Below are 19,845 nucleotides of genomic sequence, written 5' to 3'. Positions count from 1 at the left end.
ATTATTTAAGATGTTTCGGAACATTTTCATGGGCATTAAATTCCTGAAAGCTTTCTTTTTTTCGGATCACGTGTATTTTTCTGTCTTCATCAATTAACAATACAGGTGGACGAAGCTTTATGAATTGCATCCATTGAGTCATGTTATAGGCTCCAATTCGTGGAATTACAATGGCATCGCCCTTTTGAAGCAAAGGAAATTGAATGGCCTCACGAATTATATCAATATTCATACACAAAGGCCCATAAATCGTTGTATTTTCGGTTTGCTCCGAATTTAATTTAGTAGGCAAAACCTCATGTTCGTACCAAAAGGCGGTGAATAGCATATTTACTCCAATATCAATAACCGTAGCTCTGCGCCCATCAACCAAACGCTTGTTTGCCAATACACTTCCTAATGCATAACCGGCTTCATCAATCAAAGCCCTACCTGTTTCCAGCAGTAACAGAGGCAGTTTGTCAGGAGGCAATTCACTTCCCAGAAGAGCAGAGGTTAGAGCTTCAGCATAATCATCGAAGGAAGGACATGTATCTGCTCCCGGAAGATAGGCACCTTTCAGCGTGTTCTTTGTTGCAAACCCTCCACCCAAATCAAGGTATTTTATACTATGGTTAAATTTTCGAAACAAGCGAACGGCCATATCTGCCAGTTTACTTGCAGCAACTGCGTAAGCACTAACAGCTGTAATGTATGTGCCCATGTGTGTATGCAAGCCAACTAATTCCATGTGTTCATGCAGCATAATACGGTTTAGTGCATGCCATGCTTCTCCGTTTTCAAGATTAAATCCAAAACGATCCCATTGAGGATAAATACCTGCATCCAAATTGATGCGCAATGCTACATTTGCCTTTTTATCCAGCTTTTGAGCCAATTCCCCCAGAAAATAAAATTCATCCAAACTGTCCAAATGAATCATGGCTCCATCGGTAATAGCTCTTTCTAAATCTTCTTTTGATTTTTCGGGGCCATTAAATATGATCTGATCACCTGAGATACCGTTTTCGATTGCTTTGGAGTATTCAAAACCGGAAACAACTTCGGCCCATGCTCCCTCTGAGTGAAATATTTTGCAAACAGCATTCATGTAATTGGTTTTGTAGGACCATGCAAATTGTACGCGCGGGTATCGCGTTGAAAATGCTTTGTAAGCGGTTCTGTAGGTTTTCCGGATGCAAGGCTCCGAGATTACATATACCGGAGAACCAAATTCCTTTAAAATGTCGTGTACTGAATGTTCTTCTATATGACTTAAAGTTGCTGTTTTAGTCTTCATTCCGAATTTATCGGGCATGCCGGCGTTTACTTTATTGAGTATAGGCCTTTCGTAATCCAATTTCTTCATGTGACAGTATGTTAAGTTTTTTCAATTTTTTGATAGCTGTTTGTTTCGGATTGTTTCTTTTACATTTCTCCGGTAACCGATAAGCTTCCGAATTGTGCGATATCTCCAATTAAATCAAAGGAATATCTGATAAACATTTTTCCGACTTCATATTCCGAATAGTTTGGAACATCTATTCCAAACGCTAGTTTTATGAGTGCTTCAGGAAGATTTTGTCCGGCTGCGACAGCCAAATAAACCCATGCCGGAATTCGAGGATTGATTTCGATCAGGAAATATTCATTCTGATTGGTTTTTATCAGCTCCAATTCCATTCCTCCGCGCCATTTGGTTTGCCTGATTAAATTTCTGGTTAATTCAAGCATTTTTTCATCCTTAATGGTGATTCCTCCCCAGGCTTTTCCTTTATCAGTAATGTATTGTTTTCGCATGGGTACTGCACAAACGGTATTTCCATGTCCGTCGCCTAAAGCGATAACGTTTACCTCAGTGCCCCGGATAAATTCCTGAATGATAACAGGCAGACCCCATTTTGCTGATATTTTATTGAAATGAGTATTTACCTGTTCAGGAGTATATGCCAAATAAGCATCGTAAAATTTGCCTTTAACAAGTAAGGGATATTCAAAATCCTCTTTTAGTTCATCAATGTCTCTTCTGCTGGTAATTGATTTACTTAGCGGAACTTTAATGCCGTACTTTTCGCCATATTCGTTAAGATTCGCCTTGTGTCGTTCCTCGAACTGCTGCATAGTAGGCAGAAAGGTTCGAATGCCAATTTTCTCAAGTTTTTCCTTCGATTGAATAAAGGTGTATAATTCAGCATCCAGATTGGGAATGATAAAATCAAGATTTTCTTTGGAATTGATGTACTCAATTCGTTCAAGTACAGCCTCTTTTCCTGACGAAGGATAGGGGATTTGATAGGTTTTATCTACCAAATCGCGCATGTAAATGCCTGGTTCCAGATTTTCGTAAGCCAGACCTATTATTCTTACATCAAAGTCTTTGCTTTCTTTTAAACCTCTAATAACAGGTATTCCCGGTCCCGGATTATCGGTATTGTTTAATCCTGTGACTGCGATATTAAATTTTGGTTTCTCCATTTTATACCATTTTGAATAATTAGTGAGCTATGGCGAGCGAAAACAACCCGGTCTAATGCCGATGGAATAAATAGGAAGCTATGTTGAGCATGGCGTACCGAACAAAGTAAGCTAATGAACCCCCTATGTAATTATCCGTGAATAAATGCAGCCCACTTATTTATTCAATCGGTATTACCTGTCAAGCAATTCGTTGTGCTGGAGCATTTTTAGGAAATCTTCCATGTTTTTTTCAAGAGTCACCAGATCTACTTCATATCGATCGAGTATTAATTGGTTAATCTTTTCGATATCGTATCCTTCTTTTAAATAGTTTAATATTTCTTTTGCAATAGGATTTACGATAAAGGAGTCTCCCGTTTCAGGATTGAATAAGAATCCGTTTTCACTGACGGCTACGTTTCTTTTTAACTTCATGATTTCGGAATTAATGCATACTTTTTAAAGATGTATGTGCTTTTCGGGCCTTTATTAAAACAAAGCACGCTAAGTCTTTAAATATCATTGAAAAGGTAGGGAAGTATCAGGGAATAAATATTACAATATTTTGTAAATAAGTTATAATATTTGGTTTTACTAAGCAGGGAATAGTATCCGGAGTGTTTAATACAAGGAGTGTAAGGGCTTTTTATTATCCTCTTTATTTTTTTTGTATTCACTTACAGAAAGGCCGGTAATTTTATGAAATTGGTTGGATAGATATTGAACACTGCTGTAATCCATCAGGAAAGCAATCTCACTGAGCGTGTATTCTTCCTGATCAATTAGTTCTTTAATTCGTTCTATTTTATTTAGAATAATGAATCGCTCCAAGGTAATCGATTCGTGGCGCGAAAATATTTTGGATAACTGCTGGTAGCTTAACCCAAGTTTGCCAACCAAATATTCCGATTTTTGAACAATAGAGTCGGCATTATTCATTTGGTGAATCAATTCGATAACGGCTGTTTTAATTCGTTCTACAATTTTTTGTTCATGACCAACTACTAATTCCATACCATTTTCCTGAATGATGGAATTAATCTTTTCCATGTCGAGTTCATCAGTATCGTAGGTAATTGTAGCCATTCCTAATCGAATTTTATCGACTTGAATTGAATTTTCCTTTAACGACATGCTCAAAATCCGAACACAACAATTGCAAACCATATTCTTAATGTAAATGGTCTCTGTATGCAGTCTGTCATCTTTTTGATGCATGGGCGATTGTTTCAGTACATTTTACTATTGACCGTACAAACCTAAATATAGCAATAAAATTAATTTTTCGTGAAAGAAATAAGCTTGTAAAAGACAGAAAGATAGGCTGGTCTGTTTTAAACGAACGAAAAAACATCGGTTCAATGCCGATGCAATCTCAGTGGCATTCTTGAAATATTGTATTTGTGTTAGCGTGTAAAATTCCGAAGGAATGACAAATAGGAAATCCACATATCTTCTGATATTCTTACCATCCCTAAATCCCCTAAAGGGGACTTTTCAAACCGACTGCTAGGGGATTGGGGTAAAGTGCTCCACTCAAAACACATGTTGCCACAGCAAAACTTGTGGTGAAACAATTCATAGTTTACTTTTCATCTGGTGAATGGTGGGAAAAAAAATATTACCACGGAGTGCACTGAGGTTCACAGAGTTTTCTTGTTTTTCTTTCTCTGTGTCACTTTGTGTACTCAGTGGTGTTCTTTTGAAATACTGTATTTGTGTTAGTGAGTAAAATTCCGAAGGAATGACAAATAGGAAATCTATATATCTTCTGTTATTCTTACCACCCCTAAATCCCCTAAAGGGGACTTTCCAAACCGACTACTCTTTTAGCCCCTTTAGGGGTTTGGGGTAAAGTGCTTCACTCAAAACACATGCTGCCACAGCAAAACTTGTGGTGAAACAATTCATAGTTTACTTTTCGCTTTCATCTTTCATAATATCTGATAAAAAGAATACCTTAGTTGGGATTTAGAAAATAACCATACATATAATATAAATTTTAAAAAATGGCTAAAAAAACTCCTGACCATTGGTTGACAATTGCTAAAAAGATCAATTCTATTGCACAGTCTGGCTTGGCTTTTACCAAAGACAAATATGATAAGGAACGATACGAAGAATTACGAGATTTGAGTATTCAAATTTTTAATAATATCACAGAAATTGATTCAGAAAAACTGGAATTTGTTTTTAACCGGGATGTTGGATATCAAACTCCAAAAGTTGGCGTACGGGCAATGATCTTTAAAAATGATAAGATATTATTAGTCAAAGAAATAATGGATAACAAATGGAGTCCACCTGGAGGATATGCAGATAATGGAATGCTACCAAGTGAAATAGCAATTAATGAAGTCAAAGAAGAATCTGGTTTTGATGTTAAACCGATTAGAATACTTGGGTTAATCGATTATAATAAGCATCAGAATAGACCATTCCCTTTTGATATATACCAAATATTTATGGAATGCGAGATTGTTGGAGGAGAAGCGAAAATAGGTTTAGAGACAAGTGATGTAGGTTTCTTCGACATTAATGATTTGCCGGAATTATCAGTACGTCGGGTAACAAAAGATCAGATTTTGAAAATGTATGAATTATATAAAAACCGTAATCTTCAACCTATTTTTGATTGAAAAGATATAAAACGAAGCGCAAAAGATAAATTTCATGGGCTGTGATTGTCTTTGTTTTAGAGGTGTTCGTATAGGTGCGGTTGCAATTTAGTTTCATCAAAATAAGATGTAGAAGAATTGGTGGTGGAGAAAGAGGCACCCATCATCAGCAAAGGGGCTGTATTTTTGTCTGAATTGGAAAATGTCAATGTTTATAGGCTTTTCATGATGCTTGTATTTGTTTCGCTTTTGAGCGGAGGTCTTTTCGGCATTGCAATAGTGTCATTTGCAAGGAGGGAAGGCTGTTTTTTGATGGCAAAAGCCTGATTGTTTTGGAGCGGAGGTCTTATTGGTATCAAAAAGGAGGTTTTCACCTGTGCGAAGACCCTTTTTTTATCAGAAAAGTAGTCTCGCAGTAATGCGAAGGGACTTTAGCCATAAAAATAGAACCATCTGTCTGATGCGATGAGAGTTCCGGCATCAGAAAATCGTCATCGTTCTCGCGAGGATAGGGTTGCGGTATAAAAAAAATAGCTTCGCTTTCGAGCGAAAGCTTTATTGGCATAAGAATGGAGCAATCTGCCTGGAGCGACGGGGATTTTGGCATTAAAAAGCAGGCATCGCCCTCGAGCGAAAGCTTCATCGCCTGTATGATGAGGAAATAAAAACCCCACAAAGAAAAAGAAATGATCCTTGCAGGGCATGTATTTTTAGTAAAGAGCTGTTTACCTTCTGGCCTTATCTAACAATTTTAAATCAGCCAATGCAATTGCGGTTGCGGCTTCAATAATTACCGGAACCCGTAAAGCAATGCAGGCATCGTGCCGGCCTTCAATCAGTAAATCTTCCACTTCGCCTTTGGCAAAATTCATGGTTTTCTGATTTCTGCCAATCGATGAGGTTGGCTTTATGGCTACTCGAAATACCAGCTCGTTTCCGTTGGTAATTCCTCCGTTGATTCCTCCGGCATTATTGGTCTCCGTTTTTCCAGAGGCATCAATAAAATTATCGTTGTGTTCTGATCCTTTCATTTTTGCTGCGCCGAATCCGGAACCGAATTCAATTCCTTTGGTTGCAGGTATCGCAAAAATAAGATGCGAAATCATCGATTCTACTGAATCGAAGAAGGGTTCGCCGTATCCGGTAGGAAGGTTATTGGCTCTGCATTCAACAATTCCTCCTACAGAATCGTGCTGTAGCAAAGCATCTTCAATTGCAGCATCAAAATCGCTTTGTCCGCCAACTTCGGTTAGTTTGGCATCGATTTGCACATCGCCTAATATTTTCTTGGCAACAACGCCGGCAGCTACTATCCCAAGAGTAATTCTTCCCGAAAAATGACCACCTCCGGTATAATCGTTGTGTCGGCCAAATTTATGCTGAGCTACAAAATCAGCATGTCCGGGACGCGGACTGTCCAGCAGATTGCTGTAGTCTTTCGATTTGGTATTTTTGTTATGGAACAGGATGATTAGCGGAGCACCAGTAGTTTTTCCTTCGAAGGTTCCACTCAATATGCTGGGCGTATCGGCTTCAATTCTTGGGGTTGTACCTCTTGCGCCAGACTTTCTGCGGCTTATATCGTGCAAAAGATCTTCATCGGTCAGGTCAATTCCTGATGGACATCCATCAATTGTGATACCAACTCCTTTACCGTGAGATTCTCCAAATATGCTAAGTCTAAATATTCTTCCGAAATTGTTCATTTATTATCGTTATTAGTAACCAGTCATTAGTATTTAGTAAAAATAGCTAATGTTTATTTTTCATTGGTAAGTATCGAATGAAAATTTTCTTCATTCAGTATTTGTACTCCATTTTTTGCCAGGATTTCAGCAGTAAATCCGTTCCCTTCTTTGTATTTGCCGGTGAAACTGCCGTCATAAATTTTTCCATATCCGCACGACGGACTGTTGGCCTTTAAAATTACCGTTTTACAATGTAAGGCTTTTGCCACATTCGCGGCGATTTCGGCACCCTTGGTAAATTGGGCTGTATAATCATTTTGATCCCGGCCAATTACCTTTAATTCGTTATTGATTCTCACTATTTCGCAAGGGATACGTGGCGTACTAAGGCCTCCTAAATTTTCCGGACACAGGGCGATGGCTTTGTTTTCGAGAACCAGTTTTTTAATTTCAGGAACTTCGTTGCTTTTTCCATCGTATCTGCATTCGCAACCGGACAAACAGGCACTGACTATTATCATTTTTTTACTGTTAAGTAAGAATAAGGGGGATGAAAAGTTTGAATTGATTGTCATTCTGAGCTTGTCGAAGAATCTTTGTGTTTGAATAGCAGATGTTTCGTCCCGATAGCCATCGGGATTGCTCAATATAATGTTTTCAAGTTAACTTTACTTTTCGGACACCCTATCTTTGTTTTATACAAACTGACTATCGAAATAAAACTGCGCTACGCCGCCACCAATTTTTCGTAAATCCGTAAAGAATTCAGGATATGATTTGGCAACACACTCATGCTGACCTATTTCAATAGGACTTGGTGATGCCAATGCTGTTACGGCCAGAGCCATGGCAATGCGGTGATCATTATTACTTTTTGCCAGTCCTCCTTTTACTCTGCCACCAGGAATGATCATTTCATCACCTTCGATGCGAATCGGGACTCCAAGCTTTAAAAATTCTTTCTTCAGCACTAAGCCACGATTACTTTCTTTGTACTCTAATCGGTGAACTCCCTTAATTCTGCTTTCTCCCTCACAGTGACAGGCCAAAGCCACCAAAGGAGGGAAAAGATCAGGACTATGTGTGGCATCAAAATCAAAGGCATTTAAAGCTTTTTTCTCAACCGTTAAATTGTTTCCTTCCCATGCAATGGAAGCGCCGCATTTTTGCAAGGCATCCAAAATTGCCTTATCGGCCTGATAAGAATCCGGATTCATGTGTTCCAGTGTTACAATTCCTTTCAATGCTCCGGCAACTAAAAGAGGAGCTGCAGAACTCCAATCGGCTTCAATTGTGTATTCTGTTGGTTGATAAATTTGATTTCCTTTTATTTGAAAGTTCTCGTAATTCTCATGTTCTATTTCAATACCAAAATGCTTTATTAAATCGAGAGTCATATTGATATAAGGAATGCTTTTTAGATCTTTCACTTTCAGTGTTGTATCTTCTTTTCGCAAGGGCAGAGCCATTAAAAGACCCGTGAGGAATTGAGATCCAAGCGATCCGTCAATTTTCGCAAAGTTACTTTTGTAGCCGCCTTTTATGCGGATGGGCAAGAATCCCTTGCCGGGATTTTCACATTCAATCCCCAAATTTTCTAATCCTTCTATAATATTATGAACGGGTCTTTTTAGGATGCTGCCTGTTCCCGTAATTTCCATTTCTTCCGGCTTCAGTGCAACAATGGGAGAGAACATTCGTAACGAAAGTCCGGATTCTCCAACATGAATGCTTTTGGGAGCTTCGCTTACTTTGGAAGTGATTTCTACCGAATTTTCCTTTTTGGTGACTACCGAACCCATCCGCTGAATGATATCTGTTGCTGCATCAGCATCTTCACATTTGCAGGGATTGTGAATTACAGAGTTTCCGTTCGCCAACATTGCAGCGGCTAAAGCTCTTTGCATCATGCTTTTCGAGGAAGGAGGCGTTAATCTTCCTTTAATGGTTGAGGATTGAATTCGAACTCTCATAATTTTGGGTATTAATGTGGTTAATTAGGATTGGCACAAAGTGCAATCACCTTGGTTTTAAGTTCTTCAATAGGAAGGGTGACAATTGTGGCTTCTCCTATTTTTTTGAGTAGAATAAAATCAATGGCCGATCGGTTTTTCTTTTTGTCCTTGATCAGATATTGATTAATCATATCTGCGGAAACGTCATGATCCAGAGGCAATTCAAATTTTCGCAATAAGTCATTGGCTCTTTTCGCATCAACATCGCTTAGTTCACACAATTCCTGAGACAATTGGCAGGCTAAATTCATACCAACTGATACCGCTTCGCCATGAGTTAAATCTGAATTATTCTCAATAGCATGACCAATGGTGTGACCGAAATTCAACTTTTTGCGTTCGCCTTTTTCAAAAGGATCACCTTCAACAACCTCAGTCTTAATTGAAACTGCTCTGTAAACCAAGTTTTCCATCAAATTCGGATCTAAATTCAGAAGTGCCTCACAGTTATCATTCAGGAAGTTATAAAGGTCTTCATCTTTAATAAAAGCATGCTTAATTACTTCACCAAACCCACTTCTTACTTCACGTTTGGGCAAGGTTTTAAGCAATACCGGATCGCAAATCACAAACTTTGGAGGATTGAAAATGCCAATCATGTTCTTCAGTTTGCCAAAATTGATTCCGTTTTTTCCGCCAACACTGGCATCAACCTGAGACAGCAGGGATGTACTGATGAAACCAAATTCAAGCCCCCGCATAAAAATAGAAGCCACAAAACCTGTTACATCAGAAACCAAACCACCGCCCATTCCCAACAGAAAACTATTTCTGTCAGCACCTCTTTCAAGTAGCTGATCAATGATCTTTTCTGCAGTTTGCCAGTTTTTGTTTCCTTCGCCACAACCCATTACGATATAATCGAATTGATTGATGAATTCGGAGTAGTGCCGGTAAATGTTCTCATCGCAAATTAGAAAGCATTTTTTTTCCGGCAGGTAGTTCTTAATATTTAGATAAGATTCTCCTACAAAAATACTGCTGTTTTGCTTTTCGATGTGTATGGTCTTCATTTGTCAAAAGAGATGTGAGAAATGAGATAATAGATATGAGAAAGAAAAAATCTCACTTCTCATATCTAAAATCTTATTGTCTCTTGTTACGAGTTCATTATTTCTTCCTGTTGGTTGATCGATTCCTGATGGATCGCTTTGAATAAGCTGTTAATGAATTGTTCGCTAAAGCCTTTTTTCTTACCATTTTCCATGCTTTTTTCCAGAATACTTCCCCAACGTTTGTTTTGTAAAACGGTGATGTTGTTTTCTTTCTTGTAGTGACCAATTGTTTTGGCTACCTGCATGCGGTTCTCTAATAACTCCAGTAATTTTTGATCGAAATCATCAATTAAATGTCTTAATTCGCCAAGAGTATTGTCAACCAATTCATTTGGTGCCTCAGGATCACGAAGTACCAAGTTAGCTAAAAGTTCCTGAAGAGCGACAGGGGTTAATTGTTGCTTGGCATCACTCCATGCTTCTTCGGGTTTGCAATGCGATTCAATTATTAATCCCTCGTAGTTCAAATCCATCGATTTTTGAGCGATTTCTTCAAGTAGGTCACGATCTCCTGTAATGTGACTAGGGTCGCAAAAGATAGGAAGCTGTGGCATTCTTCTTTTCAATTCGATAGGAATTTGCCATTGAGGATCATTTCTGTATTTCAATTTTTGGTAGGTCGAAAATCCACGGTGAATCGCAGCTAATCTGGTTAATCCAACAGCATGCAGTCTCTCAATTGCACCCATCCAAAGCTCCAAATCAGGATTGATTGGATTTTTCACCAAAACAGGAATGTCATGACCGCGCAATGCATCAGCAATTTCCTGAACAGCAAATGGATTAACTGTGGTTCTTGCGCCAATCCATAAAATGTCAACCCCTGCACCCAAAGCCAATTCAACGTGACGGGCGTTGGCTACCTCTGTAGCTGTAATCAATCCGAATTCTTCTTTTACTTTTTGCAGCCAGATTAATCCTTTTGCGCCAATTCCTTCAAAGCTGTTTGGACGGGTACGTGGTTTCCAGATTCCTGCGCGGAAAATTGGAATACCTGCAGCTTTAATTCCTCTTGCTGCATCCATCACTTGTTCCTCGGTCTCTGCGCTGCAAGGTCCTGCAATAACCATTGGGCGGGTACTAACGTCAACCGGCCAGCTGCTTAGATCCTTAATTTCCAAATTCTTCATTGTATACTGTTTTTTTTACTCTTTTCTGAGTGATTAAAAATATGGTTTTTTACTTAAATGATATTCTGAACTATGTGTTTTTGGTTTTTAGCCTAAAACTCTTTTATAAGGAATAAGCTTTAATTTCACCTTTCTTCCTTTTTCTTTTTCCTTGTCACTTTTTCCTTGTTTAAGCTCTGTGCTTAATCTTCTCTGTGTTCTCTATCGTTTCTTTTTCGTTCTTTTCTTTCTGATCAAGAACCCTTCTGATGTCGTTTGCTTCAAATATTAAATCATTAACACCATTCAAATCGTCTTCCTCAATTAAATCTTTAAACTGTTGAAGGGTATTGATGTATTTTTGAAGCACTTTTCCAATGTTTTTCTTGTTCTGTTGAAAAATTGGTGTCCACATTTCGGCCGAACTCTTTGCCAATCGAACAGTAGAATCAAATCCACCACTCGCCAATTCAAAAATGTGTTTTTCCGATTTTTCTTTGTGCAACACCGTTAACGATAAAGCGAAAGCACTAATGTGTGATAAATGAGAAACGTAAGCCGTTTGTCTGTCATGCACTTCAGCATCCATAAATACACACCTCATTCTTAGGCAATGGAACATTTCTGTGATCAGCTTTACTGCTTTTTTATCGGAATCTTCGGGGTTACATATAATGGCACATTTTCCATCGAACAATCCTGAATGAGCTGCCTGTGGTCCTGAGAATTCAGTTCCCGCCATAGGGTGAGCAGGTACAAACTGATTTCTTTTCGGATGATTTGCAACCGACTCTATCAACTGTTCTTTTGTTGATCCTAAATCAGTAACAATCTGATGATCTATTAGATTCATAATGTTTGGTAATGCTCGTAAGCAAGCATCAACAGGAATCGCTAAAACAACCAGATCTGATGATTGTACTGCACTTTTTAAATCCTGAATTTCATCAACGAGGCCTAATTTTTTAGCAGCATGAGCATTAAGAGTGTTGTTATCAACTCCAATCACTTTGCTGACAAAATCTCTTTTTTTCAAATCAAGAGCTATCGATCCTCCAATTAATCCCAATCCTATTACTGATAGTATCATTGCTTCGAATTTTTCTGTTCTAATTTTCTTTAATTCTATTAATGGCTTCTTCAATTACTGCCTCATTGCTGCACAATGAAATACGAATGTATTTATCTCCCTGATCTCCAAAAATTCCACCAGGAGTGATAAATACTTTTGATTCCTTAAGCACTTTATCACTTAGTTCGTAGCCATCCTTGTATTTTTCAGGAATTGCAGCCCAAACAAACATTCCGCCCTGATCTTCTCTAGGAGAACACTCAATCAGATTCATCAGCTTAAAAACCAAATCCCGTCTGGTTTTGTATACTTTATTGATGGAGTCGTACCAGCTTTGATCCTGAGCCAAGGCTTTAACAGCAGCTTGCTGAACCGGATAAAACATCCCGGAATCCATATTGGTTTTTACTTTCAATACAGGTTCCAGCATTTTTGCTTTTCCGCAAATCATTCCAACTCTCCAGCCCGGCATATTGTGCGACTTACTTAGAGAGTTTAACTCGATGCAGCAATCTTTTGCTCCTTCAATGCTCATAATACTCATCGGAGAATCGTTAAGAATAAAGCTGTAAGGATTGTCATTAACAATCAATATTTTGTATTTTCTGCCAAAAGCAACCACTTTTTCGAGTAATTCTTTGCTTGCCCTTGCTCCGGTTGGCATATGAGGATAGTTGATCCACATGATTTTCACCTTGCTTAAATCTCTTTTTTCAAGAGCATCGAAATCAGGATGATAATTATTCTCTTCAACCAATGGATAAGAAACAATTTTTCCGCCCAGCAGGTTGGTTACCGATGTGTAAGTAGGATAGGACGGATTTGGAATTAAAACTTCGTCGCCTTCATTCAAATAAGCCAGTGAAGTAATCATGATTCCTTCTTTCGATCCCATTAAGGGCAATATCTCGTTAGCCGGATTTAAATCTACATCGAAAAAGTTTTTGTACCATTTTGCGAATCCTTCTCGCAAAGCCGGTATTCCCTGATACGATTGGTAACCGTGACTTTTTGTATGAGAACAGGCTTCCTTAAGCATTCCCCAGGTATCTTCCGAAGGAGACATGTCCGGATCACCTATTCCCAGATTGAGAACTTTTACTTCACCTTCGTTTAGCTTAGCTATCTCTTTCAGTTTTACTGAGAAATAGTACTCTTTAACTCCTTGGGTTCTATTTGCTGGTTGAATCATTATTCTTGTGGTTAAAATTTTGGTTCTGTTTCAAAAAAAAATCCTGCTCGCTTTGAACAGGATTTTTGTTATACTTTTTATTTAAAATTAGGTATAAGGCATCCCGCCCGGTTGTTGTTGTGCCAGAAATAAAAATAATAATATCGAAATGCCAATCCTGAATTGTTCATTGTAATTTTTATATGAAAAAGGTCTTACCTGTTGGGCAAGACCTTTAAATGTATCTGTTCGAGTTGTTACATATCAATTCTTGCCCTTATCGTTGTGGATAATAGAAATACCAAAAATAATAAAAGAAAGTACTGAATGATTTCATAGTAATAATCAATTGTTTCATTATTGTCTGCACCAAATGTAGGAATTATTTCTTATCCTGCAAATCTATTTTTTAGAATTAAGGAAATGCTAACGTTTGAATTCTATTGGTGTATTTGTTTGGAGGTATAGTGAAATCAGGCAATTTGAGCTTTTTTGATAAATAATTAGAAAAATATTATAATTTGATTAATTGAGGTAAAATAGGGGGTGTGTAAGATAATTTGAGCTTTTTGCATGCAACACCCTATTGTGAATTGGGGTGGTGTTGAGTGATGATGGCGTTTGGATTGGGTTGGTAAAATTTAAATAAAAAAAATAATATTGGCTGTAAGTCTTTGTTTTAAAGGAAAAGTTTAACTGATCTCTCTTGAGAGCTGGATAAATTGTGAATTTAGATTTGGAATTTGAATAAATTATTAATTAGATTTGTAGGAAGAAAAAAAAGAAATATGATTGGAATGAATAGCAAATATTGGTGGTGGCACATTTACAAACTCTCAAAACCAGAGCAGAGGTGACCCCCGTATGTGCAAAATTTAGTTCCTAAAATATAGTTAAGAACATAGCAAACGGCCTACTGATACTCAGTAGGCCGTTTTTTTTTGAATCGAATTTAACTAACAACCAAATGATAAAGTTTAAATACCTAAAAAAAGAATTACTTGCCGACGTAATTACTCCGGTGAGTATGTATCTGAAATTGAGAGATCGGTTTCCGGGTGCAATATTGTTGGAGAGTTCGGATTACCACAGTCCTGAAAATGCCAGTTCTTTCATTGCTTTGGAACCAATTGCCAGCATCACTTTAAAAGATGGGCAGTTGATTGAAGAGATGGAAGGCAAAAAGGAAATTTTTGATGCCAGAGGCAAAGGCAAACGCTTTGTTTCGGGCAAGTTAAAAAACTTTGTGAATCAATTTGATCTGGAAGGAAAGGAAAATGTACCCAAGGCAAATGCACTTTTTGGTTACACAACTTACGATGCAGTTCCTTATTTCGAGGATTTGGATTTTAATTTGGACAAAAAACAGTCGGGTATTCCGCAAATGTGCTATTCTCTTTATCGATTCATCATTGAGGTAAATCATTTCAACAATACATTAAAGATTATTGAATTGGTGAAAAACGGAGATGACTCCAGAATACGTGAAGTTTCTGATTTATTGAGAAATAGAAATCTGCCGGCTTTTACTTTTTCGCTGGAAGGTGAGGAGCAATCGAATATGGACGATGAAACCTATAAAAAAATGGTGACTTTGGGTAAGAAGCACTGCAAAAGAGGTGATGTTTTTCAGATTGTTCTTTCCCGTCAGTTTTCACAAGCTTACAAAGGTGATGATTTTAATTTGTACCGTGCTCTGCGGTCAGTTAATCCATCGCCTTACTTGTTTTATTTCGATTACGGATCGTTCCGGATTATGGGATCATCGCCCGAGGCGCAGATTGAAATTAAAAACAAGAAGGCGTACATTCACCCGATTGCCGGAACATTCAGAAGAACCGGTGATGCCCTGAAAGACGCTGAATTGGCTAAGGAGTTGTTGAAAGACGAAAAAGAGCAGGCAGAACATGTGATGTTGGTCGATTTGGCCAGAAATGATTTGAGCCACGATGCACAAAATATAAAAGTAGAAACCTTTTGCGAGGTGCAGTACTTTTCGCATGTAATTCACTTGGTATCCAAGGTTTCCGGTGAACTTCCCGATGACTACAATCCCTTTCAGTTAATGGGAGATACATTTCCTGCGGGAACCTTATCGGGAGCACCAAAATACCGCGCTATGCAGTTGATTGATGAATACGAACCAACGGCAAGAGGTTTTTACGGCGGTTGTATTGGTTCTCTGGGATTTAACGGGGAAGTCAACCAGGCAATCATGATCAGAAGTTTTATGAGCAAGGACAATCAGCTGTATTTTCAGGCCGGAGCCGGAGTGGTTGAAAAATCGAAAGAGGAGAACGAGTTAAACGAAGTGGGTAACAAATTGGCAGCCTTGCGAAAAGCAATGGAACTGGCACAAAATATATAGGATATGAAGATTTTAGTTTTAGATAATTACGATTCCTTCACCTATAATTTGGTGGAATATTTGCGAAACTTAGGCGCAAAGGATATTGAGGTGCACAGAAACCGGGAAATCGATTTGAAAGAGGTAGCTAAGTTTGATAAGATACTATTGTCGCCTGGACCAGGGATTCCTGATGAAGCAGGCATTTTAAAAGATGTGATCCGCGAATACGCTGCCACTAAATCGATATTAGGCATTTGTTTGGGAGAACAGGCAATTGCTGAGGTTTTTGGCGGGAGCATTGAGAATTTGGATAAAGTATATCATGGTGTGGCTACTTCGGTTTTCCGAACAGATGATAACAAAGGTGTTTTACAGGGAATCGATCATGAGTTTACGGCAGGAAGATATCATTCATGGAATGTAACCAAAGAGAATTTGCCGGATTGCCTACTGGTTACCTGCGAAGATGCAGAAGGACAGATCATGGGAATCCGCCACAAGGAATATGATGTGCAGGGTGTTCAGTTTCATCCAGAGTCGGTTTTGACTCCTAATGGACTGAAAATGATTGAAAACTGGTTAAATTCTTAAATCTAATATCTCAATTTTCACATCTCAAATCTATAAAAACAATGAAAAATATACTTCACCACTTATTTGAACACAAAACCTTAAAAAGAAAGGAAGCGAAAGAGGTTTTAATTCAGATTACAAAAGGGAATTTTAACGAATTTCAAATTACGTCCTTCTTAACGGTATTTATGATGCGAAGCATTACTGTTGAAGAATTAACAGGATTTAGAGAAGCTCTTCTTGAATTGTGTATTCCTGTTGATCTGTCGGAATACAACGGCGTTGATTTGTGCGGAACCGGAGGCGATGGAAAAAACACCTTTAACATTTCAACCTTAGCTTCATTTGTTGTGGCCGGGGCGGGAGAAAAAGTAACCAAACACGGAAATTACGGTGTTTCTTCTTTTTGCGGATCGTCTAACGTGATTGAGCACTTGGGTTATCAGTTTAAAAATAAGGAAGAGGATTTGAAACGGGATCTGGATAAAGCAGGAATTTGCTTTCTACACGCTCCTTTATTCAATCCGGCCATGAAAAATATAGCGCCAATTCGTCGCGATTTAGGGGTTCGTACCTTTTTCAACATGTTAGGACCTTTGGTAAATCCATCTCGGCCAAAGAATCAGATTGTCGGGGTTTTCGATTTGGAACTGGCCCGTTTGTATCAGTATTTATTGCAGGAAACAGATTCCAGTTATACAATCATTCATGGAATTGATGGGTACGATGAGGTTTCCCTGACCGGAAAAGTGAAATTGATTGGCAACCAGATGGAAGAGCTGTTGGAGCCGGAAGCATTTGGAAAAAGGAAATTGAATCCGGAAGAATTGTATGGCGGCGAAACCGTAGAGGAAGCAGGGAAAATCTTTGTCGATATCCTTAAAGGAAAAGGAACTTACGCTCAAAACTCGGTAGTTACGATCAATGCAGGTCTGGCAATTCATTGTCTGCATCCTGAAATCAGCAGGGCTGATGCCGTTGCAAGAGCAGAAGAAGCTTTGCTTTCGGGAAATTCGTATGAGGTATTGAAGAAACTGACAAAAGGAAATTAGGCATGAATGCAAAGCAAAATATATTAGACAAGATTGTGCAGCAAAAATTGGCTGAAGTAGCTGTTGCGAAAGAACAGATGCCCATTTTTCAATTGATGGAGCAGGAGAATTTCAAACGTACTTGTTTCTCAGCCAAAGAGTCAATCACCAGGAAAGGTGCTTCGGGTGTGATTGCAGAATTCAAACGTCAATCGCCTTCGAAGGGAGTGATTAACGGAACAGCAAAACCCCAGGATGTGGTCAAATCGTATCAGGTAGCGGGTGCTTCGATGGTTTCGGTACTAACTGATGAGGTGTTTTTTGGTGCAAAGGCAGATGATTTTAGTACGGCCCGCAAGACGTTAAGTATTCCATTGCTTCGGAAAGAATTCATAGTCGATGCTTATCAGATTTACCAATCGAAAGCAATGGGAGCAGATGTAATCTTATTGATTGCTGCTATATTGAGTCCGCAGCGATGCAAGGATTTTGCCTTTATTGCAAAGGATCTGGGTATGGAAGTATTGCTTGAACTGCACGATGAATCAGAATTGAAGCATGTGAACCGCTTTGTCGATTTGGTGGGGATCAACAACCGGAACCTGAAAGATTTTTCGGTAGATACCGATCGATCAATTCAATTGGCGGCCAAATTACCCGAAGACATGATTCGCGTAGCCGAAAGCGGTTTGGACAGCCCTGAGGTTGTGCAGAAGATGAGGGAAAATGGTTTTCAGGCATTTTTAATGGGAGAACATTTCATGAAAACAGAACAACCGGGTTTAACCTGTCGTCAATTTATATCGAATCTGTAGGGACACGCCATGGTGTGTCCGAATGGTGCATTCGAATGATGCGTTGAACAACATGACCTGTTTGTACATTACGGCAATTAAATAAAAAACAATGAAAATTAAAGTCTGCGGTCTTCGTGATAAAAGTAATGTTAAGGAGTTGATGGTATTGCCATTAGACTATATGGGCTTTATCTTTTATTCAAAATCTGCTCGTTACGTTGGAGACGATTTTGATGCCGAAATTACGAAGATGATTCCTTTGCAAATCCGTAAAGCCGGCGTTTTCGTAAACGAAGCTTCCGAAAAGATTCTGACTTTGGCGAAGAGATACCAACTCGATGTAATTCAGTTGCATGGAGACGAAAGTCCTGAAGAATGTCAGTTGGTAAAAGGATCTGGATTTGAGGTGTTTAAAGCCTTCCAGTTGAATGAGGCCTTCCAGTTTGAATTGTTGGAGGCCTATCATAAAACTTGTGATTATTTCCTGTTTGATACAAAATCAGATTCTTATGGCGGAAGCGGTAAAAAGTTCAATTGGCAAATCTTAAAAAAATACAAAGGTGAAACTCCTTTTTTTCTGAGCGGAGGAATTGGAATGGATGACCTTGAGGCAGTAAAAGCCTTTCAACATTCCAAACTATTTGGCTTGGATATAAATTCAGGATTTGAACAAAGTCCTGCAGTAAAGAATGTGGTGTTAGTAGAAGAGTTTTTAAAATCAGTAAGACAAACTAATGATGAGCAAAAATAAATATGCAGTAAATAAGCGTGGTTACTACGGGCGATTTGGAGGTGCTTATATTCCTGAATTGTTACGTGCAAATGTTGATGAATTACGCGAAAACTACCTGAAGATTATCAATTCGGAGCAGTTTCAGAAGGATTATAAGCGATTGTTGGATAACTATGTTGGACGGCCAACACCACTGACTAAAGTAGGGAATTTATCGAAGCGTTACGGCACCAATATTTACTTGAAGCGGGAAGATTTAACGCATACCGGCGCACATAAAATCAACAATACCATTGGGCAGATTCTAATTGCCAAATACATGGGTAAAACCCGGATCATTGCTGAGACAGGAGCAGGGCAGCATGGTGTGGCAACGGCTACCGTTTGTGCTTTGTTTGGATTGGAATGCATTGTATATATGGGCGCCTTGGATATCGAACGTCAGGCACCAAATGTGGCTCGTATGAAAATGCTGGGCGCGAAGGTTGTTCCTGCCATTTCGGGCAATCAGACCTTGAAGGATGCCACCAACGAGGCCATCCGCGACTGGATTGCCAACCCGAATTCATTCTATTTGATTGGTTCGGTGGTTGGGCCGCATCCTTATCCAGACATGGTAACCCGCTTGCAGTCGATCATATCCGAAGAAATTCGCGAGCAGTTGACTAAAGAGACCGGTAACCCGAATCCTGATTACGTGATTGCCTGTGTAGGTGGTGGCAGCAATGCCGCCGGTGCTTTTTATCATTATCTGGATGAAGAGGATGTAAAATTGGTAGCTGTAGAGGCTTCCGGTTTGGGTGTTAGCAGTGGCGAAACAGCAGCAACCATAACCATTGGCGATATTGGTTTTATTCACGGCAGTAAAACCATGCTGATGCAGGATGAAGATGGTCAGATTACGGAACCTTACTCTATTTCGGCAGGTTTGGATTATCCGGGTGTTGGACCTTTGCACGCACATTTGGCCGAAACGGGCAGGGCACAATTTCTATCCGTAACCGATCAGGAAGCTTTGGATGCCGCTATGATACTGGCACAATCCGAAGGAATTATTCCCGCTCTGGAATCGGCTCACGCTTTAGCTGCCTTGGAGCAAATGACCTTTGATAAAGACGATGTGGTAGTCGTGAATCTTTCAGGAAGAGGCGATAAGGACATGGAAACCTATATAAAAAACATTTAATAATGATGAAT

Annotated in this window: 19 protein-coding genes; 7 read left to right on the top strand and 12 right to left on the bottom strand. The window is 39.0% G+C overall.

The genetic code is table 11. From position 1 onward, the window contains the following. Position 1: 1 nt before the first annotated feature. From ACY0M5_RS13455 to ACY0M5_RS13440, 4 genes are all read right to left on the bottom strand, one after another. Entirely contained in the window at positions 2-1,348 is a 1,347-nt protein-coding gene (locus ACY0M5_RS13455) for an alanine racemase (RefSeq protein ID WP_156197355.1), read from the bottom strand. Between the two features lie 59 nt (positions 1,349-1,407). Then, positions 1,408-2,454 carry an ATP-grasp domain-containing protein gene (locus ACY0M5_RS13450; protein ID WP_461629489.1) on the bottom strand — a complete coding sequence of 349 codons (1,047 nt, stop codon included), beginning with the start codon at positions 2,452-2,454 and terminating at the stop codon, positions 1,408-1,410. A gap of 174 nt (positions 2,455-2,628) precedes the next feature. Further along, entirely contained in the window at positions 2,629-2,871 is a 243-nt protein-coding gene (locus tag ACY0M5_RS13445; RefSeq protein WP_124993719.1) for a PqqD family protein, read from the bottom strand. 186 nt (positions 2,872-3,057) lie between these two features. Beyond that, a complete protein-coding gene (locus ACY0M5_RS13440; protein WP_124993718.1) occupies positions 3,058-3,654 on the bottom strand; it encodes an AraC family transcriptional regulator in 597 nt (198 codons plus the stop codon). A gap of 791 nt (positions 3,655-4,445) precedes the next feature. On the opposite strand from ACY0M5_RS13440, the gene ACY0M5_RS13435 reads away from it, so the two are divergent. Next, the gene (locus tag ACY0M5_RS13435) at positions 4,446-5,075 is read left to right on the top strand and encodes an NUDIX hydrolase (protein ID WP_461629488.1); all 630 of its coding nucleotides are present in this window, start codon (positions 4,446-4,448) and stop codon (positions 5,073-5,075) included. 349 nt (positions 5,076-5,424) lie between these two features. Here the strand turns inward: ACY0M5_RS13435 and ACY0M5_RS13430 are convergent, their stop codons facing one another. The 8 genes from ACY0M5_RS13430 to ACY0M5_RS13395 all read right to left on the bottom strand — a co-directional run bounded on the left by ACY0M5_RS13430 (position 5,425) and on the right by ACY0M5_RS13395 (position 13,185). Then, positions 5,425-5,697, bottom strand: a complete 273-nt coding sequence (locus tag ACY0M5_RS13430; RefSeq protein WP_461629487.1) for a hypothetical protein — start codon at positions 5,695-5,697, stop codon at positions 5,425-5,427. 82 nt (positions 5,698-5,779) lie between these two features. After that, the gene (locus ACY0M5_RS13425; protein ID WP_461629486.1) at positions 5,780-6,760 is read right to left on the bottom strand and encodes a chorismate synthase; all 981 of its coding nucleotides are present in this window, start codon (positions 6,758-6,760) and stop codon (positions 5,780-5,782) included. A gap of 53 nt (positions 6,761-6,813) precedes the next feature. Continuing rightward, complete coding sequence (locus tag ACY0M5_RS13420; RefSeq protein WP_461629485.1) at positions 6,814-7,263, bottom strand: 2-thiouracil desulfurase family protein; 450 nt, start codon at positions 7,261-7,263, stop codon at positions 6,814-6,816. A gap of 174 nt (positions 7,264-7,437) precedes the next feature. Then, positions 7,438-8,715: a 3-phosphoshikimate 1-carboxyvinyltransferase gene (gene aroA, locus ACY0M5_RS13415; RefSeq protein ID WP_124993708.1), complete on the bottom strand. Its 1,278-nt coding sequence runs from the start codon at positions 8,713-8,715 to the stop codon at positions 7,438-7,440. 20 nt (positions 8,716-8,735) lie between these two features. After that, the gene (gene aroB / locus ACY0M5_RS13410) at positions 8,736-9,770 is read right to left on the bottom strand and encodes a 3-dehydroquinate synthase (RefSeq protein ID WP_461629484.1); all 1,035 of its coding nucleotides are present in this window, start codon (positions 9,768-9,770) and stop codon (positions 8,736-8,738) included. 86 nt (positions 9,771-9,856) lie between these two features. Then, positions 9,857-10,942: a bifunctional 3-deoxy-7-phosphoheptulonate synthase/chorismate mutase type II gene (locus ACY0M5_RS13405; protein ID WP_124993706.1), complete on the bottom strand. Its 1,086-nt coding sequence runs from the start codon at positions 10,940-10,942 to the stop codon at positions 9,857-9,859. A 169-nt stretch (positions 10,943-11,111) separates the two neighbouring features. Continuing rightward, positions 11,112-12,011, bottom strand: a complete 900-nt coding sequence (locus ACY0M5_RS13400; RefSeq protein WP_461629483.1) for a prephenate dehydrogenase — start codon at positions 12,009-12,011, stop codon at positions 11,112-11,114. Positions 12,012-12,030: 19 nt separating this feature from the next. Beyond that, a complete protein-coding gene (locus tag ACY0M5_RS13395) occupies positions 12,031-13,185 on the bottom strand; it encodes a pyridoxal phosphate-dependent aminotransferase (RefSeq protein WP_461629482.1) in 1,155 nt (384 codons plus the stop codon). 946 nt (positions 13,186-14,131) lie between these two features. Between ACY0M5_RS13395 and ACY0M5_RS13390 the strand changes: the two genes are divergently transcribed. The 6 genes from ACY0M5_RS13390 (at position 14,132) to trpB (ending at position 19,834) form a co-directional block, all read left to right on the top strand. Next, the gene (locus tag ACY0M5_RS13390; protein WP_461629481.1) at positions 14,132-15,532 is read left to right on the top strand and encodes an anthranilate synthase component I family protein; all 1,401 of its coding nucleotides are present in this window, start codon (positions 14,132-14,134) and stop codon (positions 15,530-15,532) included. Between the two features lie 3 nt (positions 15,533-15,535). Then, positions 15,536-16,105, top strand: coding sequence for an anthranilate synthase component II (locus ACY0M5_RS13385; RefSeq protein ID WP_461629480.1), 570 nt, complete (start codon positions 15,536-15,538; stop codon positions 16,103-16,105). 41 nt (positions 16,106-16,146) lie between these two features. Continuing rightward, positions 16,147-17,139 (top strand): anthranilate phosphoribosyltransferase, encoded by a 993-nt coding sequence (trpD, locus tag ACY0M5_RS13380; protein ID WP_461629479.1) that lies wholly within the window; start codon positions 16,147-16,149, stop codon positions 17,137-17,139. 2 nt (positions 17,140-17,141) lie between these two features. Further along, the gene (gene trpC, locus ACY0M5_RS13375; RefSeq protein WP_461629478.1) at positions 17,142-17,933 is read left to right on the top strand and encodes an indole-3-glycerol phosphate synthase TrpC; all 792 of its coding nucleotides are present in this window, start codon (positions 17,142-17,144) and stop codon (positions 17,931-17,933) included. A 91-nt stretch (positions 17,934-18,024) separates the two neighbouring features. Beyond that, positions 18,025-18,666 carry a phosphoribosylanthranilate isomerase gene (locus tag ACY0M5_RS13370; RefSeq protein WP_461629477.1) on the top strand — a complete coding sequence of 214 codons (642 nt, stop codon included), beginning with the start codon at positions 18,025-18,027 and terminating at the stop codon, positions 18,664-18,666. Further along, on the top strand, positions 18,653-19,834 hold the full coding sequence (trpB, locus tag ACY0M5_RS13365; protein ID WP_461629476.1) for a tryptophan synthase subunit beta: 1,182 nt from the start codon (positions 18,653-18,655) through the stop codon (positions 19,832-19,834). The genes ACY0M5_RS13370 and trpB overlap by 14 nt, the downstream gene beginning before the upstream one ends. Positions 19,835-19,845 lie beyond the last annotated feature (11 nt).

The organism is Labilibaculum euxinicum (genome assembly GCF_963678175.1).
GTDB lineage: Bacteria > Bacteroidota > Bacteroidia > Bacteroidales > Marinifilaceae > Labilibaculum > Labilibaculum euxinus.
The sequence above is the reverse complement of the archived record's forward strand: the minus strand, read 5'-3'. Positions and strand labels throughout refer to the sequence as shown.